This window comes from Rhodococcus sp. SORGH_AS_0303, from assembly GCF_030819335.1.
Classification (GTDB): domain Bacteria; phylum Actinomycetota; class Actinomycetes; order Mycobacteriales; family Mycobacteriaceae; genus Rhodococcoides.
Map to the genome: position 1 here is coordinate 2,979,319 of NZ_JAUTBO010000001.1, position 23,278 is coordinate 3,002,596.

At 68.2% G+C, this 23,278-nt stretch carries 20 protein-coding genes and 2 pseudogenes; 11 read left to right on the forward strand and 11 right to left on the reverse strand.

The window, feature by feature from the left end; translation table 11 throughout:
• The 6 genes and pseudogenes from QE449_RS13990 to QE449_RS14015 all read right to left on the reverse strand — a co-directional run bounded on the left by QE449_RS13990 (position 1) and on the right by QE449_RS14015 (position 6,480).
• A pseudogene (locus QE449_RS13990) lies at positions 1 to 1,143 on the reverse strand (site-specific integrase).
• Positions 1,144 to 1,316: 173 nt separating this feature from the next.
• Complete coding sequence (locus QE449_RS13995) at positions 1,317 to 2,387, reverse strand: adenosine deaminase (protein ID WP_037184105.1); 1,071 nt, start codon at positions 2,385 to 2,387, stop codon at positions 1,317 to 1,319.
• A 108-nt stretch (positions 2,388 to 2,495) separates the two neighbouring features.
• Positions 2,496 to 3,272, reverse strand: coding sequence for an amino acid ABC transporter ATP-binding protein (locus QE449_RS14000; RefSeq protein WP_056447689.1), 777 nt, complete (start codon positions 3,270 to 3,272; stop codon positions 2,496 to 2,498).
• Positions 3,269 to 4,726, reverse strand: coding sequence for an ABC transporter permease subunit (locus QE449_RS14005; RefSeq protein ID WP_307109728.1), 1,458 nt, complete (start codon positions 4,724 to 4,726; stop codon positions 3,269 to 3,271). The genes QE449_RS14000 and QE449_RS14005 overlap by 4 nt, the downstream gene beginning before the upstream one ends.
• A 43-nt stretch (positions 4,727 to 4,769) precedes the next feature.
• The gene (locus tag QE449_RS14010) at positions 4,770 to 6,053 is read right to left on the reverse strand and encodes a thymidine phosphorylase (RefSeq protein WP_307108996.1); all 1,284 of its coding nucleotides are present in this window, start codon (positions 6,051 to 6,053) and stop codon (positions 4,770 to 4,772) included.
• Entirely contained in the window at positions 6,046 to 6,480 is a 435-nt protein-coding gene (locus QE449_RS14015) for a cytidine deaminase (protein WP_027503722.1), read from the reverse strand. Before QE449_RS14015 ends, QE449_RS14010 begins: the two co-directional genes overlap by 8 nt.
• A 252-nt stretch (positions 6,481 to 6,732) precedes the next feature.
• Between QE449_RS14015 and sdhC the strand changes: the two genes are divergently transcribed.
• From sdhC to QE449_RS14035, 4 genes and pseudogenes are all read left to right on the forward strand, one after another.
• Complete coding sequence (gene sdhC / locus QE449_RS14020) at positions 6,733 to 7,140, forward strand: succinate dehydrogenase, cytochrome b556 subunit (protein ID WP_081821085.1); 408 nt, start codon at positions 6,733 to 6,735, stop codon at positions 7,138 to 7,140.
• A gap of 3 nt (positions 7,141 to 7,143) precedes the next feature.
• Complete coding sequence (locus QE449_RS14025) at positions 7,144 to 7,605, forward strand: succinate dehydrogenase hydrophobic membrane anchor subunit (RefSeq protein WP_027503724.1); 462 nt, start codon at positions 7,144 to 7,146, stop codon at positions 7,603 to 7,605.
• Between the two features lie 12 nt (positions 7,606 to 7,617).
• A pseudogene (sdhA, locus tag QE449_RS14030) lies at positions 7,618 to 9,370 on the forward strand (succinate dehydrogenase flavoprotein subunit).
• Positions 9,370 to 10,152 (forward strand): succinate dehydrogenase iron-sulfur subunit, encoded by a 783-nt coding sequence (locus tag QE449_RS14035; protein WP_027503726.1) that lies wholly within the window; start codon positions 9,370 to 9,372, stop codon positions 10,150 to 10,152. Before sdhA ends, QE449_RS14035 begins: the two are co-directional and overlap by 1 nt.
• A 61-nt stretch (positions 10,153 to 10,213) precedes the next feature.
• On the opposite strand, the gene QE449_RS14040 is transcribed toward QE449_RS14035, so the two are convergent.
• Complete coding sequence (locus QE449_RS14040; RefSeq protein WP_307108997.1) at positions 10,214 to 11,431, reverse strand: acyl-CoA dehydrogenase family protein; 1,218 nt, start codon at positions 11,429 to 11,431, stop codon at positions 10,214 to 10,216.
• Positions 11,432 to 11,613: 182 nt separating this feature from the next.
• Here QE449_RS14040 and QE449_RS14045 point away from each other — a divergent pair, with 182 nt between their 5' ends.
• Positions 11,614 to 12,855 carry an MFS transporter gene (locus QE449_RS14045; protein ID WP_307108998.1) on the forward strand — a complete coding sequence of 414 codons (1,242 nt, stop codon included), beginning with the start codon at positions 11,614 to 11,616 and terminating at the stop codon, positions 12,853 to 12,855.
• Here the strand turns inward: QE449_RS14045 and QE449_RS14050 are convergent.
• The gene (locus QE449_RS14050) at positions 12,814 to 13,836 is read right to left on the reverse strand and encodes a LacI family DNA-binding transcriptional regulator (RefSeq protein WP_027503728.1); all 1,023 of its coding nucleotides are present in this window, start codon (positions 13,834 to 13,836) and stop codon (positions 12,814 to 12,816) included. The two genes, QE449_RS14045 and QE449_RS14050, sit on opposite strands and share 42 nt — an antisense overlap.
• A 76-nt stretch (positions 13,837 to 13,912) precedes the next feature.
• Between QE449_RS14050 and QE449_RS14055 the strand changes: the two genes are divergently transcribed.
• From QE449_RS14055 to QE449_RS14070, 4 genes are read left to right on the forward strand one after another with little or no spacing between them, the layout of a single operon-like run.
• Positions 13,913 to 14,692 (forward strand): SDR family oxidoreductase, encoded by a 780-nt coding sequence (locus tag QE449_RS14055; protein ID WP_027503729.1) that lies wholly within the window; start codon positions 13,913 to 13,915, stop codon positions 14,690 to 14,692.
• Positions 14,692 to 15,732, forward strand: a complete 1,041-nt coding sequence (locus QE449_RS14060; protein ID WP_307108999.1) for a Gfo/Idh/MocA family oxidoreductase — start codon at positions 14,692 to 14,694, stop codon at positions 15,730 to 15,732. Before QE449_RS14055 ends, QE449_RS14060 begins: the two co-directional genes overlap by 1 nt.
• Positions 15,729 to 16,625, forward strand: coding sequence for a sugar phosphate isomerase/epimerase (locus QE449_RS14065; RefSeq protein ID WP_027503731.1), 897 nt, complete (start codon positions 15,729 to 15,731; stop codon positions 16,623 to 16,625). The genes QE449_RS14060 and QE449_RS14065 overlap by 4 nt, the downstream gene beginning before the upstream one ends.
• Complete coding sequence (locus QE449_RS14070) at positions 16,622 to 17,605, forward strand: Gfo/Idh/MocA family protein (RefSeq protein WP_307109000.1); 984 nt, start codon at positions 16,622 to 16,624, stop codon at positions 17,603 to 17,605. The genes QE449_RS14065 and QE449_RS14070 overlap by 4 nt, the downstream gene beginning before the upstream one ends.
• Positions 17,606 to 17,766: 161 nt before the next feature.
• Here QE449_RS14070 and QE449_RS14075 read toward each other — a convergent pair whose 3' ends face one another.
• The 3 genes from QE449_RS14075 to QE449_RS14085 all read right to left on the reverse strand — a co-directional run bounded on the left by QE449_RS14075 (position 17,767) and on the right by QE449_RS14085 (position 20,998).
• Entirely contained in the window at positions 17,767 to 18,579 is an 813-nt protein-coding gene (locus QE449_RS14075; protein ID WP_027503733.1) for an ATP-binding cassette domain-containing protein, read from the reverse strand.
• 8 nt (positions 18,580 to 18,587) lie between these two features.
• Positions 18,588 to 19,646: an ABC transporter permease gene (locus QE449_RS14080; protein WP_027503734.1), complete on the reverse strand. Its 1,059-nt coding sequence runs from the start codon at positions 19,644 to 19,646 to the stop codon at positions 18,588 to 18,590.
• A gap of 170 nt (positions 19,647 to 19,816) precedes the next feature.
• Positions 19,817 to 20,998: a Gfo/Idh/MocA family protein gene (locus QE449_RS14085; RefSeq protein WP_056447675.1), complete on the reverse strand. Its 1,182-nt coding sequence runs from the start codon at positions 20,996 to 20,998 to the stop codon at positions 19,817 to 19,819.
• Between the two features lie 172 nt (positions 20,999 to 21,170).
• Here QE449_RS14085 and QE449_RS14090 point away from each other — a divergent pair, with 172 nt between their 5' ends.
• Positions 21,171 to 22,190 (forward strand): LacI family DNA-binding transcriptional regulator, encoded by a 1,020-nt coding sequence (locus QE449_RS14090; protein ID WP_307109001.1) that lies wholly within the window; start codon positions 21,171 to 21,173, stop codon positions 22,188 to 22,190.
• 82 nt (positions 22,191 to 22,272) lie between these two features.
• A complete protein-coding gene (locus QE449_RS14095) occupies positions 22,273 to 23,271 on the forward strand; it encodes an ABC transporter substrate-binding protein (RefSeq protein WP_307109002.1) in 999 nt (332 codons plus the stop codon).
• Positions 23,272 to 23,278: the final 7 nt, after the last annotated feature.

Below are 23,278 nucleotides of genomic sequence, written 5' to 3' on the forward strand. Positions count from 1 at the left end.
TCAGAGGCCGATTCTGCTGACCGCGTTCCCGAGCAGCGGGGCGTTCTCGCGTGCGTAGAGTTCAAGCATGGCCGGGGTAGTGTGACCGGTTTGTCGCATGATGGCGTGCGCGTGTGCGCCATTGCGAAAGGCCTGGGTGACGAACCCGGATCGGAGCGAGTGCCCACCGAACTGGGACACAGCGGTGGGGTCGTAACCGGCGCGATCGGCGCGGCGGCGGATGGTCTTGTGAATCGCAGCCCCCCGACAGCGGAGTCGTTCCGAGGTTGCCGTTCTTGGCAATGGCTCGAAACAGCGGTGCTCGTGCGACGGTGCGGGGCACTCCCCCGCGGTACACATGCTCGTCGAACGGGTCGCCACCGCGGAGCCCTCGAATGACGGAGGGTCGGCCCCCAGCGTCGAGGGCTGACACGACCTGGGCCCACCGCACGTACGCACAAGGTGGGCAGGTGGCGCGGGAGTCGGTGCTCGGCAACGCCCGGACGACGCCGCGGCCTTCTTGGTCGGTCTTCGTCTTCCGCAGCCGGATGTGCAAGCCGTCCTCGCGGTGCAGGCTGACGTCGCGGCATTCAAGATCGGCGAGCTCGGAACTGCGGAATGCGCCGGATAACCCGATGAGTAGCAGCGCGGTGTCGCGGCGCTCGTATACCTCGTCTGCCCAACCCTCGCACTGGACGCGTGCGGTGTCGACGAGGTGCAGGATGTCGGACTCCAGCAACGGCGCTCGTTGGGTGCGGGGTCGGTCGTCGGCGGTGGCGTACTGACGGCGGATACCCGCCAGCGCGAACGTCGCTAGATGGTGTTTCGTAGGTGAGGTGTGCCCGGTGGTTTGGGGGTAATGGTTTATTGCTGACGCCCATGCCGACAGAGTGCTGGCGGCGTAGGCCCTCTCCCCGCCGCAGTGACGGTGTCGGCGGCGTCAACGAGGTAAGCGGCGACCGTGACGGGGTGCGCCGGCGGCGCATCGTGCCTGTTGCGGGTGCACCTGTCGGTGAACCGTCTACACCCGGATCCAAAGGCGCAGCGGGTTCCGGCCGACCGGGACGACTCCACCGCAGCGGTGATGCGTGCGGACACCGCCGCAGGGATCGCTGGCACTGCCGTGCCCTCCGACGGACCCGAGACGGCCGTCAGATAGCGCACGGCGGCCGTTTCAGCAGGTCTGGACTCCTTCGCTGCCTAGACCCCTCGTCGGACACGGCCGCAAACCAAAACTGTGCTGAACTGGCTTTTCAGGGGCGATGGTGCGTTAACTGAAATTATCGACGCCGATGCCCTACGGGCGGCGTGGAGACCCCCTTCCGCCCAATGAGCCGCTACCCCAACAACACCCGATACCCCGGCTTCACGACGTCGTCGATCAACGCCAACCTCTGATCGAACGGCAGGAACGACGACTTGAGCGCATTGATCGTGAACCGCTCGAGGTCCGACCAGCCGTAGCCGAATGCCGTGGCGAGCCGGTACATCTCCTTGCTCATCGAGGTGTCGCTCATCAGCCGGTTGTCCGTGTTCACGGTGACGCGGAACCGTAAGCGGGCCAGAATGTCGAAGGGGTGCTCCTCGATGCTGGCCACGGCGCCCGTCTGGACGTTGGAGCTGGGGCACAGTTCCAGCGGAATCCGCTTGTCCCGCACGTAGTTCGCGAGCTGGCCGAGTTCGCGGGCGCCGTCGGCGTTCGTGGTGATGTCGTCGACGATGCGCACACCGTGGCCCAACCGGTCCGTGCCACAGAACGCGATCGCTTCGTGGATGGAAGGCAGGCCGAACGCCTCGCCGGCGTGAATGGTGAAGTGCGCGTTGTTCGCACGCATGTACTCGAACGCGTCGAGGTGCCGGCTCGGGGGGAAGCCCGCTTCCTTGCCTGCGATGTCGAAGCCCGCGACACCCTGGTCGCGGTACCGCACCGCCAGTTCGGCGATCTCGCGGGAACGGGCGGCGTGCCGCATCGCGGTGAGGAGGCATCCGATGACGATGGGTCGACCGGCCGCACGGGCGGCGCTCTCGCCCTGGCGGAACCCTTCCAGGGTGTGCTCGACCACCTCGTCCAGTGTCAGCCCCTTCTCCAGGTGCTGCTCGGGCGCGTAGCGCACCTCGGCGTAGACGACACCGTCGGCGGCCAGATCCTCGGCGCACTCGCGCGCCACGCGCTGCAGGCCCTCGGCCGTCTGCATGACGGCGACGGTGTGCGCGAACGTCTCGAGATACAGCTCCAGGGAGCCGCTGTCGGCGGCGTCGCGGAACCACCGGCCGAGGCTCTCCGCATCCGACGCGGGAAGCCCGTCGTACCCGCACTCGCTCGCCAGTTCCAGCACGGTCGACGGCCGGAGCCCGCCGTCGAGATGGTCGTGCAACAACGCCTTCGGCGCGCGGGCGATGTTCTGCATGTCCAGGGGTGCCGGACCGCTCAGTCGTGCCGCGCTGTCCGGAGCAACCGTCAGATCGTCATCCATGTCCCGACTGTAGTGTTCGCGGCCGCGCCTCGCGCCCCTCGCCTACAGCGGGTCGAGGATGCGTTTGAGGAACTGTTGCGTCCGCTCCTGCGCCGGGTGCGTCAGCACATCGGTGGGGGTGCCTCGCTCGACCACGACTCCCCCGTCGACGAACAGCACCTGGTCGGCCACCTGCTGCGCGAACCGGATCTCGTGGGTGACCACGACCATGGTCCAGCCCTCGCTCGCGAGGTTCTTCATGACCGACAGCACCTCGCCGACGAGCTCGGGATCGAGCGCCGAGGTGGGCTCGTCGAACAGCATGAGCTCGGGTGCCAGGGCGAGTGCGCGGGCAATCCCGACGCGTTGCTGCTGGCCACCCGACAGCTGGAACGGGTACTGGTCCTCCTTGCCGGTGAGACCGACCTGCGCGAGCAGTTCCCTGCCCGCCGCCTCGGCCTCCGCCCGCGGGTGCTTCTGCACGATCACGGGACCCTCGACGACGTTCTGCAGCACCGTCTTGTGCGGGAACAGGTTGTGGCTCTGGAACACCATGCCGCTCTGTGCACGCAGCGCTGCCGTCGCCGACCGGACGCGGCCACGCGGAGCCGACGCCAGCTCACCGAAGTCCGCGGACACGTCGCCGATGCGCACGGTGCCGGAGTCCACCGGGTCGAGCGCGTTGAGCCCGCGCAGCAGCGTGGTCTTGCCGGAGCCCGACGGACCCACGACGACGGTGACCGTGCCGCGGTCGGCGGTGAAGTCGACTCCCTGCAGAACGTGGTTGTCGCCGAACGACTTCCGCAGTCCCGTCGCCTCGATCAAGGGCTTCTCGGTCATCGCGCCACGTACCTGTCCAGTCGGGTCTCGAGTCTGCCCTGCACGGAGGACAGGACGATGCAGATGATCCAGTAGTACACCGCGGCCACCGAGTAGAGCGCGAAGAAGTCGAAGGTGGGGGCCGCCGCGAGCTGCGCCACTCGGAGCAGCTCGGTGACCAGGATCGTGGACGCCAGCGATGTGTCCTTCACCAACGAGATCAACGTGTTGGACAACGGCGGCACCGCGGTGCGCAGCGCCTGCGGCAGGACGATGCGCTGCAGCGTGGTGCGGTACCCCATGCCGATGGTCTCGGCCGCCTCCCACTGGCCCTTGGGCACGCCGAGAATGGCCGCCCGCACGATCTCGGCCGCGTACCCACCGACATTGATGCTGAACGCCACCACCGCCGCCGGGAACGGCGAGATGACCACCCCGAACTGCGGCAACGCGTAGAACACGATGAACAGCTGCAGCAGCAACGGAGTGCCGCGGACGATCGAGACGTAGAAGCGCGCGAGCAGCGACAGGGGTCGGATCGAGGAGATCCGGGCCAGTGCCACGGCCAGCGCGATCGCGAGACCGATGACGAAGCTGACCGCGGTGAGCGGCAACGTCGTGGTGACGGTGGCCTTCAGCATCGGCACCAGGTTGCGGGTGATCAGTTCCTGAGTCGACTCGGTGGCCCCTGCCTCGGCGGTGGGAGCGGTGGCCGCGGCGGTCTGCGGATCCGGCACCGCGACATCGGAGCCGAAGTAACGCTCCGAGGCCGCCGCCAGCGTGCCGTCGTCCTGCAGTTCCTCCAGCGCGGTGTTCACCTGCCCCATCAGGCCGCTGTCCTTGCGGGCGGCGAAGGCCTGCAGGCTGGTGTCCCCGGTCTGGGCGACGACGGCGACACCCGTGTCCCCGGTCTGCGCGAAGTACTCGGCGATGGCGAGCGAGTCGTTGACGGTGGCGTCGACACGGCCGTCCTTGACCAGCGTCACCGCCTGGACGAATCCCTCGACGGCCTGCACCTGAGCGCCGGCGTCGGTGGCCACCTCGGCCCAGTTGCTCGTCGACGACTGCGCCGTGGTCCGGCCGGCCAGATCCGCCAGCGAGGTGATCGACGTGTCCCCGGCCCGCGCGACGATCTCGCCCTCGGAGACGGTGTACGGCCGCGAGAGGTCGTACTTGGCCTGCCGTTCGTCGTTGACGGTCACCTGATTTGCGATGAGGTCGAACCGGCCGGACTCGAGACCGGCGAAGATCGAGTCGAACGGCGTCTGGACGAACTCGACGCGGACGCCGAGTTTCTCCCCGACCGCGCGGACGACGTCGATGTCGTACCCCGTCAGGTCACCGTCGGACCCCTGGAAACTGAAGGGGCTGTACGTGCCCTCCGTGCCGACCACGAGCACACCGTTGTCGGTGACCGTGTCGATCAACGGCTCGTCCGAGGACGACCCGCACGCGCCCAGCAGGATCGCGAGCATCACCCCCACCAGCGTGACGAGGGACCACCGAGCGCGCGTCACGCTACGTACCGATCCGATCCAGGATCAGCGGCGAGACGGCAGGAGCGTCGTCGCCGACGGCCCATCCGTCCGTCAGTGCCTCGAGCGCACCGTCGAACCGTTCCGGGGTGTCCGTGTGCAGCGTGAAGACCACACTCCCGGCGGACACCCGCTCTCCCGGTCTGACATGCATGCGCACCCCTGCTCCTGCCTGGACCTGCTGGCCCTGCCGCTCGCGCCCGGCACCCAGCCGCCAGGCAGCGATACCCACCGCCATGGCGTCCACACGGGTGACCACGCCGTCGCGGTCGGCCACGACGTCGTGAGTATGTCGTGCCACGGGCAGCGGCGCATCGGGATCGCCACCCTGTCCGGCGATCATCGCCCGCCACCGGTCCATGGCCGTGCCGTCGCGCAGTTTGTCGGCCGGATCGACACCGTCGAGTCCGGCGGCCGCGACCATCTCGCGCGCCAGCGCGAGAGTCAGCTCGACGACGTCCGCGGGGCCGCCGCCGGCCAGGACGTCGAGGGATTCCTGCACCTCGAGAGCGTTGCCGGCGGTGAGGCCGAGCGGGGTGGACATGTCGGTGACCAGGGCGACCGTGTTGACGCCCGAATCGGTGCCGAGCTCGACCATCGTCGCGGCGAGCTCGCGCGCCTGATCCAGCGACTTCATGAACGCACCCGATCCGCACTTCACGTCCAGGACCAGTGCGCCCGTCCCCTCGGCGATCTTCTTGCTCATGATCGACGCGGCGATCATCGGGATCGACTCGACGGTGCCGGTGACGTCACGCAGGGCGTACAGCTTCTTGTCCGCCGGGGCCAGATCCGCACCCGCAGCGCAGATCACCGCGCCGACAGCGGGGTCGTCGAGGAGTCGGGTCATCTCGTCGGCCGTGAGATCGGCCCGCCAGCCCGGAATGGACTCCAGCTTGTCCAGCGTGCCGCCGGTGTAGCCGAGACCGCGTCCCGACAGCTGCGGCACCGCCGCACCGCACGCCGCGACGAGGGGTGCGAGCGGGAGCGTGATCTTGTCCCCGATACCGCCCGTGGAGTGCTTGTCGACGGTGGGACGCGAGATGGACGAGAAGTCCATGCGGCTGCCCGACGCGATCATCGCGTCGGTCCACTGACGGATCTCCACGCGTGTCATGCCGCGCAGCAGAATGGCCATCGTGAGGGCCGACATCTGCTCGTCCGCCACGTCGCCACGGGTGTACGCGTCGACCATCCACGAGATCTGGTCCGAAGAAAGAGTGTGGCCATCGCGTTTGGTGGCTATCACCGATACGGCATCAGGCATCGGTCACCGCCTTTTCGGCGGTGTTCGAGACCTGCCCGGCGGCGAGATCGTCGGGGCCGAACGCCTCGGGGAGGAGGTCGCTCAGTGGACGCACACCCGACGCCGTGTCGATCAGCAGATCGCCTCCGCCGAACTCGAACAGAAGCTGCCGACAACGGCCGCACGGCAGCAGGATCGAGCCTCGACTGTCGCAGCACGAGAACGCGATCAGGCGTCCGCCGCCGCTCGCATTCAGCGCCGACACCAGTCCGCACTCGGCGCAGAGCCCGAGACCGTATGAGACATTTTCCACATTGCATCCGGCGACGATGCGTCCGTCGTCCACTGTCGCAGCGGCCCCCACGGGGTAGTTCGAATAGGGCGCGTAGGCGTGGGTCATAGCCTCACGAGCACTGTCGCGCAAGGATTTCCAGTCGACTTCCGGCATGAGGGCGATCCTGTCACGTCGAGGCTGCCACTGCAGGCAACTCCGAGCGACCCACCAGGTCATTGGACAGGCAAACCTAACTTCCGGTCGGCAGGGAAACGCCAGGCCCAACGCGAATTAGTGCGTGTCCGAGCATGGGATTAGAGTTCGAAGAAGTCGTTTCACACACACGATCGAGCTGGATTTCTCCGGTATCTCTCCGGGCGTCTTCGCTCGTCGCGTCCATCAATGATGTTGGAGGCACTGCACTCGATGGCTAGCACGACCGAAGCCGCCCCGACGCGGGAGCGCACGCGGTCTCTGTACCGCGGAGACCCTGGCATGTGGTCCTGGGTTCTGCACCGGATCACCGGTGTCGTCACGTTCTTCTTCCTGTTCGTGCACGTCCTGGACACGGCGCTCGTCCGCGTCGATCCCCAGGCGTACAACGACGTGATCGACACGTACAAGACGCCGATCGTCGGCCTGATGGAGCTCGGCCTGGTGGCCGCGGTGCTCTACCACGCACTCAACGGCATCCGAGTCATGCTCGTCGACTTCTGGTCGAAGGGAACCCAGTACCAGCGCCTCATGCTGTGGGTCATCCTGGGCATCTGGTTCGTCGTCATGATCCCGGGCGCGGCACGCATCCTCTACAACACCTTCACCGGGGGGCACTGAGCCATGGCGACCACCGACGCAGGTGCCAAGCAGGCACGCACGCTGGGAACGTCTCACGACCGTCCCGCCAGCCTCGACAATCCGCGCTCACCGCGCCGGAAGAACCGCGGCAACTTCGAGCTCTACGCATGGCTGTTCATGCGCTTCTCCGGACTCGCGCTCGTCGTCCTCGTCCTCGGCCACATGTCCATCATGTTGCTGCTCGACGACGGCGTTCACCGCATCAACTTCGCCTTCGTGGCCGGCCGCTGGTCGAGCCCGTTCTGGCAGGTGTGGGACCTGACGATGCTCTGGTTGGCGCAGCTGCACGGCGGCAACGGTCTGCGGACCGTCATCGCCGACTACTCGCGCAAGGACTCCACGCGGTTCTGGCTCACCACGCTTCTGGTGCTCTCGATGATCCTCATCATGGGTCTGGGCACGTACGTCATCTTCACGTTCGACCCCAACATCACCGCCAGCTAGGGGAGAGTGCACATGCAGGAACATCGTTACGACGTACTGATCGTCGGTGCCGGTGGTGCAGGTATGCGCGCGGCGATCGAGGCCGGTCCGCGCGCCCGCACCGCGGTGCTCACGAAGCTCTACCCCACTCGCAGCCACACCGGCGCGGCGCAGGGCGGCATGTGTGCTGCCCTCGCCAACGTCGAGGAGGACAACTGGGAGTGGCACACCTTCGACACGATCAAGGGCGGCGACTACCTGGTCGACCAGGACGCCGCCGAGATCATGGCGAAGGAGGCCATCGACGCGGTCCTCGACCTCGAGAAGATGGGCCTGCCGTTCAACCGCACGCCCGAGGGCAAGATCGACCAGCGCCGCTTCGGCGGGCACACCCGTGACCACGGCAAGGCGCCCGTGCGCCGTGCGTGTTACGCCGCCGACCGCACCGGTCACATGATCCTCCAGACGCTGTACCAGCAGTGCGTCAAGCACGACGTGGAGTTCTTCAACGAGTTCTACGCACTGGACATCGCGCTGACGGAGACCGACGAGGGCCCCGTGGCCACTGGCGTCATCGCCTACGAGCTGGCCACGCGGCGAGCTGCACGTGTTCCACGCGAAGTCGATCGTGTTCGCCACCGGTGGTTCGGGTCGTATCTACAAGACCACCTCGAACGCCCACACCCTCACCGGTGACGGCATGAGCATCATCTTCCGCAAGGGCCTGCCGCTCGAGGACATGGAGTTCCACCAGTTCCACCCGACCGGCCTCGCCGGACTGGGCATCCTCATCTCCGAGGCCGTGCGCGGTGAGGGCGGAATCCTCCGCAACGCGGACGGTGAACGCTTCATGGAGCGCTACGCCCCCACCATCAAGGACCTCGCGCCGCGCGACATCGTCGCCCGTTCGATGGTGCTCGAGGTGCTCGAAGGTCGCGGTGCCGGACCGAACAAGGACTACGTCTACATCGACGTGACCCACCTCGGCGCCGACGTCCTCGAGGAGAAGCTCCCGGACATCACGGAGTTCTCCCGCACGTACCTGGGCGTCGACCCGGTCACCGAGCTGGTGCCCGTGTACCCGACGTGCCACTACGTCATGGGCGGCATCCCCACCAAGATCCGCGGTGAGGTGCTCCGCAACAACGACGACGTCGTTCCCGGCCTCTTCGCCGCCGGCGAGTGCGCCTGCGTGTCCGTGCACGGCTCCAACCGTCTCGGCACCAACTCGCTGCTCGACATCAACGTGTTCGGCCGTCGCGCCGGCATCGCTGCCGCCGAGCACGCCAACAGCGTCGACTTCACCCCGCTGCCCGAGGCTCCGCAGAAGATGGTCGAGGAATGGCTCGAACTCATCCTCTCGGATCACGGCAACGAGAAGGTCGCGACCATCCGCACCGAGCTGCAGCAGTCGATGGACAACAACGCGTCCGTCTTCCGTACCGAGGACACCCTCAAGCAGGCCCTGAGCGACATCCAGGGACTGAAGGAGCGCTACGGCCGGATCACCGTGCAGGACAAGGGCAAGCGCTACAACAGCGACCTGCTCGAGGCCGTCGAGCTCGGCTTCCTGCTGGAGATGGCGGAGGTCACCGTCGCCGGTGCTCTCAACCGCAAGGAGACTCGCGGCGGACACGCCCGCGAGGACTACCCGGAGCGCGACGACGTCAACTTCATGCGCCACACCATGGCGTACAAGGTGGGCGAGGGTCTGCTCTCCGATATCCGCCTCGACTACAAGCCCGTGGTGCAGACCCGCTACGAGCCGATGGAGCGTAAGTACTGATGAGCGCACCCGCTATCGACAAGTCCGAAGACAAGGGCGGTCTGCCTGCGGTTCCGGACGAAGCAGTGATGGTCACACTGAAGATCGCTCGCTTCAACCCGGAGGACGACAAGGGTTCGCACTGGGACAGCTTCCAGGTCCCCACCCTGCCGACCGACCGTCTTCTCAACCTGATGCTGTACGTGAAGAACTACCTGGACGGCACGTTCTCGTTCCGCCGCTCGTGCGCGCACGGCGTGTGCGGCAGCGACGCGGTCCGTGTCAACGGTGTCAACCGTCTGGCCTGCAAGGTCCTGATGCGCGACATGCTCCCGAAGGACTCCTCGAAGTCCCTCACCATCACGATCGAGCCCATCCGCGGTCTGCCCGTGGAGAAGGACCTCATCGTGAACATGGAGCCGTTCTTCGACGCGTTCCGTGCCGTCAAGCCCTACCTGATGACGTCCGGCAACGAGCCCACGCGTGAGCGCATCCAGTCGGCCGCCGACCGCGCGCGGTTCGACGACACCACCAAGTGCATTCTGTGCGCGTGCTGCACCACCTCGTGCCCCGTGTACTGGAACGACGGCAGCTACTTCGGTCCCGCCGCCATCGTCAACGCACACCGCTTCATCTTCGACAGCCGTGACGAAGGCGCTCCCGAGCGCCTGGACATCCTCAACGACGTCGAGGGTGTGTGGCGCTGCCGCACCACCTTCAACTGCACCGACGCGTGCCCCCGTGGCATTCAGGTGACGAAGGCGATCCAGGAAGTCAAGCGCGCACTGCTCTTCGCACGCTGATCCTCGCGGACCACGAGAGCCCGCTGCTGCACTGCAGGAGCGGGCTCTCGTGCGCTTCGGACTAGACGAACGCCGAGTACCCCGTCACTCCCCTGCCGACGATGAGGTTGTTCATCTGCGACGTGCCCTCGTACGAGTACAGCGCCTCGGCATCGGTGAAGTAACGGATCACGTCGTAGTCGAGCACGATGCCGTTGCCGCCCATGATCTCTCGGGCCCAGCCCACCACCTCACGCAGTCGCGTGGTGGTGTAGCTCTTGGACAGTGCCGCGTGCTCGTCGTGCTGCACCCCGGAGTCCTGCAGCTGCGACACCCGCAGTGCCATCCCGAGGCACGCGGTGATGTTGCCGGCCATGCGCGCGATCAGGTCCGAGATCAACTGGAACGACGCGATGGGCGCCCCGAACTGCTCGCGCTCCTGTGCGTAGGCCACCGCCTTCTCGAAGGCACCGATCATCACTCCGACCGCGCCCCACGCGACGCCGCCGCGGGTGAGAGACAGGACCTTGGCGGTGTCGGCGAACGAGTTCGCGTGCTCGAGTTTGTTCGCGGTGGGCACCCGGCAGTCCTCGAAGTACAGATCTGCGTTCTCGACCGCGCGCAGCGAGTACTTGCGCTCGATCTTCTCCGCACGGAACCCCTCGGGGAAGCCGTCGTCCCCCTTCTCGAGGACGAAGCCCTTCACCTCACCGTCCGCCTCGTCCTTCGCGTAGACGATGATCAGGTCGGCGAAGGTGGCGTTGCCGATCCACCGCTTGCTGCCGTTCAGGATCCACTGGTCGCCGTCGAGCCGCGCCGTGGTCTCCAACCCGCCGGCGACGTCGGAACCGCCGTGCGGCTCGGACAGGCCGAAGGCGCCGATCTTCTCCATGCGGCGCATGGCCGGGAGCCACCGCTCCTTCTGCTCGTCCGAGCCCAGGATGGCGATGCTGCTCATCGCGAGCCCGCTGTGGACGGTGAACATGGTGCCCGTGGACGGATCGACCCGCGAGAACTCCATGCCCAGCCACCCGGTGAAGACCTTGCGTGCGGGCGCCCGACCGTCGAACTCGTACTCCAGACCGACGATCCCGAGATCGGCCAGGCGCGGGAGCAGATGGACCGGTGACTCCGCCTTCTCCCAGAACTCGTTCGCGCGCGGGGCGACCTCGTCCTCGAGGAAGCGACGCACAACCCCGACCGTCTCCGACTCCTCGTCCGTCAGAATGCCCTGGTAGCCGAACATGTCCGCGGCGAGGAACCCCTTCGAGAGAGGTCCCAGCGGTTCGTGCTTGCTCATGTGCGACTCCTGTGTCGGTCGTCCGGCGAGTGGTCGGGTGACGCCTGTGTCTGTCACCGTGCTGCACGGATACCCCGACTGTCCCCAGATCAGTCGAACCCGTCGAACGGATCTCGAGGTGTTCTCGAGGTATCCGGAGTCCCCGCTGTGCGGTCTCGACGAGGTGGGGCCATAGTTGAGCGGTGACAGAACCCGGGGGCAGCTCGACGACCGAACCCACCATCGGCCGCGGGCTGGTCCTCCTGCTGGCCGTCACCTGCGGTGTCCTGGTCGCGAATCTGTACTACGCGCAACCGCTGCTCGACACGATCGCCCGCTCCTTCGACATCGAGGAGGGCACGGCGGGGATCCTCGTCACCACCGCGCAGATCGGCTACGCCATCGGTCTGGCGTTCCTCGTCCCGCTCGGCGACCTGATCGAACGGCGGCGCCTCATCGTCACCGCCGCCCTGATCTGCGCCGTCGCGGACGGCATCGCCGTGGTGTCCCCCGGCTTCCCGATGCTCGCCGCCGCCCTCGTCCTCGCCGGGGTGGGAGCGTCCGCCGCCATGGTCATCGTCCCGCTCGCCTCGGCCCTCGCCGCGGAGGAGGATCGCGGACGCACCGTGGGCACCGTCATGAGCGGCCTGCTCACCGGAATCCTGCTCGCCCGCACCGTCAGTGGGTTCCTGTCCGAACTGGGCGGCTGGCGGTTGGTCTACGGGGTGGCCGCCGTGGCCATCGCCCTGCTCGCGGTGGTGCTGCGGAAGTACGTCCCGGTGTCGACCCCGGTGGTGACCGACACCTACCGCGGCATTCTCGGCTCCATCCTGACGCTCGTACGCGAACTCCGGGAGCTCCGGTTGCGCATGGCTCTGGGCGCGCTCCTCATGGCCGCGTTCTCGGTGCTGTGGACCGGGCTCGCGTTCCTGCTCGCGGCTCCGCCGTTCTCCTACGGTGACGCCGTCATCGGCCTGTTCGGCATCGCCGGGGTCGCCGGTGCGTTGATGGCACCCATCGCCGGGCGCATGACCGACAAGGGACACGGACGGCGCGCGACGACGCTGTGCCTGACCATCCTGCTGGCCAGCTGGGCGCTGCTCTTCCTCGGATCGGGCAGCTCCGCCGTGTGGGCCGTCGTCGTCCTGATCGTCGGCATCATGGCTCTCGACCTGGGCACCCAGGGCGCGCACATCAGCAATCAGAACGTCGTGTTCGTCCTGGATCCGCCGGCGCGAAACCGTCTCAACACCGCGTACATGGTGAGCTACTTCGGCGGCGGCGTCCTCGGTTCCGTCGCTGCGTCCGTCAGCTATTCCGTCGGTGGGTGGGCGGTGCTGTGCCTCACCGGGGCAGCGATCTCCCTCGCCGCACTCGCCATCTGGCTCCTCGGCCGGAGCGCGTCATCGGGGAGTGTTGTGCGGAGTGACCACGTGCACGGGTGACGGCTCGTCCCGAACACCGTCCAGGGCACCGGCGGCCTGCATGAGCAACCGGCACGCCGACCGCGCGTCGGCACGCAGATCATGGTGCAGCACAGCCGAGATGGAGCGCTCGGCCAGCAGCCGACGGTTGTCCGCGTCGAGGTCGTGGGCGATGAACACCCGGCACCGACGACCCACCCGCTCGAAGGCCCGCACGGTGGCGACGTTGCCGCCGCCGATGGAGTAGACCGCCTCGATGTCGGGGTGCTGCGTCAACGCCTCGACCACCAGGTCCTCGACCGTGTCGTCGAGTCCGCTGCTGCGGGCGATGTCGAACACGGCCCGCGGCACCCCGGACGCCGTGCGGCGCAGGGCCCGACGGAACCCGATCTCCCGTTCACCCTCGTTGCGGAACGTGTCGTGGCTCAAGGTGACCAGCACGCTCGACGTCGACTCCCCCAGCCACTGATCGACGAGGTACGCCGCGGTGGCGCCCGCGGCGCCGTCGTCGATGCCCACGTACGCGGTGCGCGCGCTCGACGGCACGTCGCTGACGTAGGTCACCACCGGGATGCCGGCTGCCACGACGGCGTCGAGCGCGTCGGACACCTGCGGATCGTCCGGCGCCTTGACGATCAGTCCGTGCGAGCCGCGCGCGCGGATGCCGTCGAGCGTCTCGAGCATCGCGGGCACCGACTCCGTCTCCCGGAAGTGGAACCGCGACCGGACCACGGCCGGTGACAGCATCGGCAACTCGGCCTCGAGGGCGGACCGCACCTGGGAACAGAACCGCTCGGGTGCCTGCATGACCACGTCGACGAAGAACTTGCGCCCCGACAACCGCAACTGGGTGCGCTGCTTGTCGAGGTCGGCGATGGCCTGGCGCACCTCCGCTCGGGTGTCCTCCCGGACACCGGGCCGCTCGTGCAGCACCCGGTCCACGGTCGCCTCGCTCAGGCCCGACTGCTGCGCGATCTCCCGCACTTTGTATCGATGTCCCACAGCGGTGTCCTCTCGAGGTGTTTTTGATGCGTTCAGAGTGTTGATCACCGGCGCCGGGACCGCAAGACTTCCCGGTGTGGGCACTCTTCTGGACGACACCGTCGTTCTCGTCAGCGGCGGCACGTCCGGTGTGGGCGCCGCCGTCGTGCGAGCGAGCCTCGCCGCGGGCGCACGCGTGGCCTTCAGCGGCCGACGTGACGAGGTGGGCACCGCGTTCGAACGCGAGCTGCGTGCCGACGGCCACGACGCGACCTTCGTGCGCGCCGACATCGGCGACCCCATCGAGGCGATCGCGAGCGTCGAGCGCACCGTCGAGCACTACGGCCGCGTCGATGCCGTGTGCAACGCGGCCGGACTCACCTCCCGAGGGTCACTGCTCGACACCACCCCCGAGCTGTTCGACCAGCACATGGCCGTCAACCTGCGGGGACCGTTCTTCGTCATGCAGGCCGCCGTCCGAGACATGCTCTCGCGCTCGGCTCCCGGCACCATCGTGAACATCGGCTCCGTGAGCGGCCGCGGCGGGCAGTCCTACCTCGCCCCGTACGTGGCGGCGAAGGCCGGCCTGTCGGGGCTGACCAAGAACGCGGCACACGCTCACCGGTTCGACCGGATCCGCATCAACGCACTCGACATCGGCTGGACCGAGACCGAGGGCGAAGCCGTGACGCAGAGGACGTTCCACGACGCGCCGGACGACTGGGCCGCCGACGCGGCCGCGCGCATGCCGATGGGCAAGCTCGGACAGCCCGACGAGATCGCCGACATGGTGGTGTTCCTGCTGTCGCCGCGCAGCGGCGTCGTCACCGGCTCGGTCATCGAATGGGATCAACAGGTAGTAGGAGGGCAGGACTGATGGGCAACGACGTTCGGAACCAGCGAATCGGAGTCGTCGGACTGGGACGCATCGGTGCGTTCCACACCGAGACTCTCGCCGGACTCGACGGGGTCTCGAGCCTCGTGGTCACCGACGGACGGCCGGAGGTCACCGACGCCGTCGCCGCGAAGTACGGCGCGGAGAAGGTCGACGGGGTCGACGCGATGCTCACCGCCGGCGTGGACGGCATCGTCGTCGCGGCGGCCACGCCCGCGCACGCCTCGCTGCTGCTGGCCGCGGTGGACGCCGGGATCCCCGTCTTCTGCGAGAAGCCGTTGGCCTTCACCGCCACCGAGAGCAAGGCCGTGGTCGACGGCATCGCGACCTCCGACGTGCCCGTCCAGATCGGGTTCAACCGGCGGTTCGATCCGGCCGTCGCGGCCGCCGAACGTGCCGTGCGCAGTGGGGATCTCGGGTTCCTGCACACCGTGCGGTCCACCACTCTCGACCCCGCTCCCCCGCCGATGGCGTACATCGCGGAGTCCGGCGGCATCTTCCGCGACTGCAGCGTCCACGACTTCGACGTCGTGCGCTGGATCGTCGGCCGCGAGGTCGTGTCCGTGTTCGCCACCGGCTCGAACCAGGGCGATCCCGCGTTCGCCGCCGCCGGCGACGTCGACTCCGCCACCGTGCTCCTGACGTTCGAGGGAGGCGCCGTCGGTGTCGTGTCGAACTCCCGCTACAACGGCCGCGGCTACGACTGCCGCCTCGAGGTCCACGGCCGGGACGACACGGTCGTCGCCGGCTGGGATCCCCACACCCCGGTCCGGAACATGGAAGCGCCCCAGCTCTTCCCGAACGGCGAGCTGTTCCCGTCGGACACGCCCCACGGGTTCTTCATGGACCGGTTCGCCGCCTCCTACCGCGCCGAGCTGTCCGCGTTCCTGGAGGTCTGCGCCGGCACCCGCCCGTCCCCCTGCACCGCGCAGGACGCCCTCGAGGTCGCCTGGATCGCCGAGGCCGCCACCGAATCCCTGCGCCGCGGCGCACCCGTCACCCTGGAAGAGGTCCGCTCATGACCGCCGCACCCGTACGTATCGCCGGAGCACCCATCTCGTGGGGCGTCTGCGAGGTCCCCGGCTGGGGATACCAGATGGACAACGACCGCGTGCTCCGCGAGATGCGCGGCGCCGGACTCACCGCGACGGAGAACGGTCCCGAGGGCTTTCTCCCGGCCGATCCGGCATCCCTGGCCGCAGTGCTCGCCGGTCACGACCTCACCTCCGTCGGGGGCTTCGCTCCCGTTCTGCTGCACGAGGAGTCGCACGATCCGGTGCCGACCATCGCCTCGCTGCTCGACGGCTTCGTGGCCGCGAACGCCGACGTCATCGTCCTCGCCGCGTCCACCGGCCAGGAGGGCTACGACGCCCGTCCGACGCTCACCGCCGATCAGTGGACCGTGTTGCTGCGCAACCTCGATCGTCTCGCCGCCGCCTCCGCCGAGCGGGGAATCCTCGCCGTCGTGCATCCCCACGTCGGCACCATGATCGAGCAGCGCGACGAGGTGCACCGCGTGCTCGACGGCTCCTCCATCCCGCTGTGCCTGGACACCGGGCACCTCATGATCGGCGGCACCGATCCGGCCGAACTGGCCACCGCGGCGGCCGATCGCATCGCGCACGCTCACCTCAAGGACGTCGACGCCGCCCTCGCAGCACGGGTCCAGGCCGGCGAGCTCACCTACACCGACGCGGTCCGCGCCGGCATGTACACGCCGCTCGGAACCGGGGACGTGGGCATCGGCGGCGTCGTCGACTCGCTCCTCGACGCCGGATACACCGGCTGGTTCGTGCTCGAGCAGGACACCATCCTGTCCGAGGAGCCGGGCGAGGTGGGCGGCCCGGTGACGGACGTCGTCGCCAGCGTGCAGCACCTCCACGACATCGTCGCCGCCCGAACGGCCGCGGTGTGACGGCACCTCTGCGCATCGGGGTCCTCGGCGCGTCGCGCATCGCGGAGCAGGCGATCATCGGACCGGCTCACGCGCTCGGTCATCGACTGGTGGTCGTCGCGGCACGCGATCGCGGCCGCGCCGAGGCCTTCGCACAGCGGTACGGCGTCGAGCGCGTCGCCGACGACTACGACGCGGTGATCGACGATCCCGAGGTGGACGCCGTCTACAACCCGCTCGCCAACGCCCTGCACGCCGAGTGGAACATGCGCGCGCTGCGCGCCGGCAAGGCCGTCCTGACGGAGAAGCCGTTCGCACGCAACGCCGCCGAGGCGCGGGCAGTGCGCGATGTGGCTCGCGAGACGGGCGCAGTGATCGTCGAGGGGTTCCACTACCTCTTCCACCCGGTGACGCGGCGGCTGCTGGACATCGCCGCGAACGGCACCCTCGGTCGCCTCACGCGGGTCGAGGTCGTCATGGCCATGCCCGCACCCGCCGACGACGATCCGCGATGGTCGCTCGACCTCGCGGGCGGTTCCGTCATGGACCTGGGCTGCTACGGGCTCCACGTGCACCGCCTGCTCGCCGACGTCGCCGGCGGGCCTCCCCGCGTGGTCTCCGCCGTCGCCACCGAACGTGACCCCGGCGTCGACGCGACGTCGACCATCGAACTCGCGTTCCCCGACGGCGCCACCGGCACCGTGACGAACTCGATGGAGCACGCCGAGCACGAGTTCACGGTGCTGCTGACCTTTTCCGAGGGAACGGCGTTCGCGCACAACCACATCAAGCCGAACACCGACGACCGCGTCTCCGTCACGGATGCGTCGGGGACGACGGTGGAGCACCTCGGCACCCGCCCGTCGTACGAGTACCAGCTCGAGGCCTTCGCGGCGCACGTGCAGAGCGGCGCTCCGATCCCCCTCGACGCCGACGACGCGGTGGCCACCATGGAGCTCGTCGATGCCGCGTACACGGCGGCAGGTCTCCCTCTCCGCTAGACCCCGAGAACGACGGCCCCGCACCCCTTGGCGAAAACCTGGGGTGCGGGGCCGTCATCGTCGGTGCAGTTCTGCTCACGAGCACTCGCGCGCGCGGTCCGGGTGCCGACACGACACGGGCCCCGCACCTCGTGTGAGGTGCGGGGCCCGGGAGTCGTGCGTCAGCGGCGCAGTTCGTGGGTGAGCGTCTCGAGCTCGTCGCCGCCGGCCATCTCCTTGGTGAGATCGTCGAGGCTGATCTCGTCGTAGGAGCAGTCGAGCTTCTGGCGGCCACGGTTGAGCAGCACGAAGTGGTCACCGACCATGTACGCGTGGTGCGGGTTGTGCGTGATGAACACGACGCCGAAGCCCTGCTCCTTGGCTGCCGAGATGTAGCGCAGCACCATGCCGGACTGCTTGACGCCCAGCGCGGCGGTCGGCTCGTCGAGGATGAGGACACGGGCGCCGAAGAAGATGGCGCGGGCGATGGCCACACACTGGCGCTGACCGCCGGAGAGCGAGCCGATGGGGGCGTCCACGTCGGGCAGGTCGATGCCCATCTTGTGGAGTTCCTCCTTGGTCGTCGCGCGCATCGCGGCGGCGTCGAGGGTGCGGAAGACGCCCTTCTTCCGGAGCTCCTGGCCCAGGAAGAAGTTGCGCCACACCGGCATCAGGGACACGACGGCGAGGTCCTGGTAGACCGTCGCGATGCCCTTGTCGAGCGCGTCCTTGGGTGAGGAGAACTTGACCTCCTCGCCGTCGACGAGCAGCTGGCCCTCGGTCTGCTGGTGCAGGCCGGCCATGATCTTGATGAGGGTCGACTTGCCGGCACCGTTGTCGCCGAGCACACCGGTGACCTCGCCGGCGCCGACGCGCAGGTTGATCCCGCCGAGGGCGATGATGTTGCCGTAGCTCTTGCCGACGTTCTTCAGCTCGATCAGCGGGGTCTTGCCGCCACTGTTCGATTCGAGGGGAGTCTCGATGGTTGCACTCATGTCAGGTGTCACCTTTTCGCAGCGTAGGAACGGAAGCTGTTGTTGGCGATGACGGCGAAGAGCAGCATCGCACCGAGGAAGAACTTGAACCAGTCCGGGTTCCAGCCGGCGTAGACGATGCCCTGGTTGGTCATACCGAAGATGAAGGCGCCGATGGCCGCACCGATGGCGGTACCGAAACCTCCGGTGAGCAGGCAGCCACCGATGACCGCGGCGATGATGTAGAGGAACTCGTTGCCGACACCCTGGCCGGACTGGACGGTGTTGAAGGCGAAGAGCAGGTGCATGCCGACGAACCAGGCGCAGAAGCCGACGAACATGAACATGCCGATCTTGACCTTGGTCACCGGCACACCGATGGCGCGAGCCGAGTCCTGGTTGCCGCCGACCGCGAAGATCCAGTTGCCGACGCGCGTCTTCATCAGCACGTAGGTGGTGATGAGCGTGAAGACGAGCCACCACAGGACGGTGATGCGGACCGAGACACCGAAGACCGAGAACGACGAGGCGAAGACCTTCTTCGCGGACTCGAACCCGTCCATGTCGGAGATGGACTGCGTCGCGACCTGGCCGGTGACGAGCTTGGTCACCGCGAGGTTGATGCCCGTCAACATCAGGAACGAGGACAGGGTGATGAGGAACGACGGGATCTTCGTCTTCATCACCAGGTACCCGTTGAGGAATCCCACCCCCAGTGCCAGCACCAGGGCGAGGACCGAGCCGATCCACACGTTGAGGTGGAGGTTGTAGGCCAGCATGGACGCGGCGATCGAGGAGAACGTCACCGCCACACCGGTCGACAGGTCGAACTCGCCGCCGATCATGAGGACCGACACGCCGCACGCCATGATGCCGATGGTCGACGAGGCGTACAGCACGGTGGCCAGGGCCTCGGGGCTCCGGAACGGCGGGGCGACGATGGCGAAGAACACGAAGATGATGACGGCGCCGAAGAGGGCACCGATCTCCGGACGGACCAGCAGACGCTGGAACGGCTTCTGCTTCTTCACCCGCTCGTCGGTCACGACGGTATGCGTGGCGAGATCGAGATCTGCCTGAGTGGACATGGACTTCCTTACCTGACGGGGGATTCTCTGCGCTGGCGGAGCATTCGTTCGGATGACACCCCGTGAGGGAGGCGAGCGGGCGAACGTTCCGTGTGATGTCGATGTAATACGCATCACAGCCATAAGTCAACACTTTGTTCGGACATTAGGACTGCAGCCGGACATACCCGCTAGAGCGTGACCCACCTTCCCGACTCCACCGACTCCGTCATCGCGTCCAGCACCGAGGCGCTGCGGACAGCATCCCGCACGGTCGCGCCGACGGAGGCGTTCTCGGCGATCGACTGCAGGAAGCGCGCCGCCTCGACCACCTTCAGGTCGTCGTACCCCATCGCGGACGCGGACCCCGGCTGGAAGACGCCGTACTCGCCCGCTCCCGGACCGACGAAGAGCGTCGACTGCGGCTGGTCCTGATACAGCGGCTGATCCTCGCCGGCCGCCCGCAGGCCCAGCTGCAGCTCCCCCATCCGACGGAAGTCCCACGAGACCGAGCCCTTGGTCCCGTGGATCTCGAACCCGTAGGAGTTCTGGTCACCCACCGCCACGCGGCTGGCCTCGAGGACACACCGGGCGCCGGTCGCCATGCGCAGCTGCGCGGACACGAAGTCCTCGTTCTCCACCGGGCCCTGCTCACCGCCCGAGGCGCGCATGTGGCCGCTGGTCACCCCCGTCGGCTTGGCACGCTGCGGGATGAAGACGGCGGTGTCCGCCACCAGTGAGGCGATGTCGCCGAGCAGGTACCAGATCAGATCCGCGCCGTGGGACGCCAGATCGCCGAGCACGCCGCTACCGCCACGCTCACGCTCGAAACGCCAGCTCAGTGCGCCGTCCGGGTGGGCCGCGTAGTCACTGAAGAACCGGAAGCGTGCATGTGTCACGTCGCCCAGTTCGCCGGACGCGATGATGCCGCGCGCCTGCTCCACGGCCGGTGCATTGCGGTAGTTGAAGCCCACTGCCGTCTGCACGCCTGCCTTCTCCGCGGCGATCGCCACTGCGCGGGCATCGTCCGCCGACAGTCCCACGGGCTTCTCGATCCAGAGGTGCTTCCCGGCCTCGGCCACCGCGACGCCCATCTCCCGGTGCAGGAAGTTCGGCGACGTCACCGACACGGCACCGATGGACGGGTCGGCCACGACGTCGCGCCACGACTCGGTGGACGAGCCGAAGCCGAACTGCTCGGCAGCCTCGGCGGCGCGGCCGGGCACCTCGTCGGCCACGGTCGCGAGAACGGGCAGGGGTCGGAGCGCGGGGTAGTGGTGACGCACGCGGCTGTAGGCCTGCGTGTGGACGCGGCCCATCCAGCCGAAGCCGACGACGGCGACAGGCAGAGTGGTGAGGCGAGGGTCGGACATGGGTGCACTCCAGACAAGGGGGTTGTTGGACCGTTCCAAACGGTAGACTGTCCGCAGTCTGCCCGTCGCTCGATCGCGCTGTCAACGCTCTTCCGTTCACCGCGTCCGTCCCGCTAGGCTGTGTTTGGCACGGTCCAACTCGGCGGGGCCGCCTCACCGGACGGAGCGAGCCGTGACGAACATCGAGCGGCCACCCACGATCCGCACCGTGGCCGAACGCGCCGGCGTGTCCAAGTCGCTCGTCTCCCTGGTCCTGCACGACTCCCCCAACGTCAGCGACGAGAAGCGCGCGGCCGTGCAAGCCGCCATCGACGAGCTGGGCTACCGGCCGAACCTGTCGGCCCGCAACCTGTCCCGGCAACGGACGGACATCGTCGGGGTCCTCATCAACGACCTCCGCAACCCGTGGTTCGTGGACTGCCTCGAGGGCATGGCCCCGGTGCTCGAGGCACACGGGCTGACCATGATGCTCGGCGACGGTCGAGCCGACCGGAGCGGAGACGACACCGTCGTCCGCAAGTTCACCGAACTGCGACTCGACGCGCTCGTCCTGGTCGGCACCCGGTCACCCACTCCCCTGGTCGCCGATGCCGCGACGTCCATGCCGACGGTGATCGTCGCGAGCCGCGACCTCGAACTCCCCCGCGCGGACGTCGTGGCCAACGACGACACCGCGGGATCCGCGCTGGCGGTGGCGCATCTCGCGGAACTGGGTCACCGCCGGATCGCCCACGTGGGCGGGTCGTTCGGCGCGGTGTCCGCCTTGCGCGCCGACAGCTACCGCGCCGCGATGGCGTCGCGCGGTCTGGACACCGACGGCCTCGTCGAACCGTGCGACCTCACCGAGGACGGCGGATACGACGCCGCCCGGAGACTCCTCGCCCGCACCCCCCGCCCGACCGCCGTGTACGCGGTGAACGACATCGCCGCGGTCGGTGTCATGACGGCCTGTCAGGAAGCGGGACTGGCCGTGCCGCAGGACATCTCGATCGTCGGATACGACAACACCTCCATCGCACAACTGCGCCACGTCTCCCTGACGTCGGTGGACAACGCCAGCGCGTCGGTCGGTCACCGGGCCGCAGCGGCGGTGATCGACCGGATCGCTCGTCCGACGGCAGCCGGCACCCTCGACCTCATCGCGCCGACACTGCAGGTGCGCGGAAGCACGGCACCGCCGGCCGACACGTAGCTCCCCACGCGGCCTCCGAGGTGACTTAGGGTACCCCTACCTCCGTGGTCACCGGAGGCATCGCGAGCAGCAGGGGTACCGCATGCGCAGCACGACATCACGACGATTCGCCACGGCCGTCGCCGTTCTGACACTCCTCACGGCGGCCGGGTGCAGCAGTGATCAGGCGTCCGACGCGGTGCCCGACAGCGACGCCCCGACGGGCACAGTGACCATCGAGCACGCACTGGGCTCCACCGCGATCGACCGCGCCGAACTCGGGTCCGACCCGCGCATCGTCGCCCTCACCGCTCCGGCCGTGGACGCCGCGCTCGCCCTGGGGGTGCAGCCGGTGGCCTTCGCCTCGGACACGACCGGGGCACCGGACGGCCGCTATCCCTGGCAGTCGGAGCTGGCGGCGGACGTACCGCTCATTCCCGTCCCCGTCGAGGGCACCCTCCCCATCGAGGAGATCGCCTCGTACGCACCGGATCTCATCCTCGCCGACTTCGCCGCGTCGACACCGACCCAGTACGAGCAGTTGACCGCACTGGCCCCGACCATTCCCGTCATCGGCGACACGGTCTCGCCCTACGACGCGCTGACGCGCGCGCTGGGCACGGCGCTCGGCCGCGAGGACGACGCCGACGCGGTGATCGCGCGGACGCGGACCGCCCTCGCCGATGCCGCCGCGGAGCTGCCCGGACTGGCGGGGAGGACGGCGCTGCTGTCGCAGTACATCCCGGCCACCCAGCAAGTCGTCGTGGTGGCCGATCCCGACGACGGCGCCTCGGCGTTCTACCAGGAACTGGGGATGACGCTGCCGGCCGTCGACCTGCCCGCCACGGCCGGCAACCGGCTCGTCGTCGGGCCCGAACGCGTCGACGTCCTGAACTCCGACCTGGTGATCATCCTCGTGAACGGCGGTACCGCCGCCGATCTCGAGGCACTGCCCGGCTGGGCTGACCTACCCTCGGTGCGCTCGGGCGGCATGCTGATCACGGACTACGCGACCATCATCGCGCTGAACACACCGTCACCGGCGTCGCTGACGTACGCGCTGGAGAAGGTTCGGCCGACACTCCGGTCGATCGCAGGCTGACGCCTCC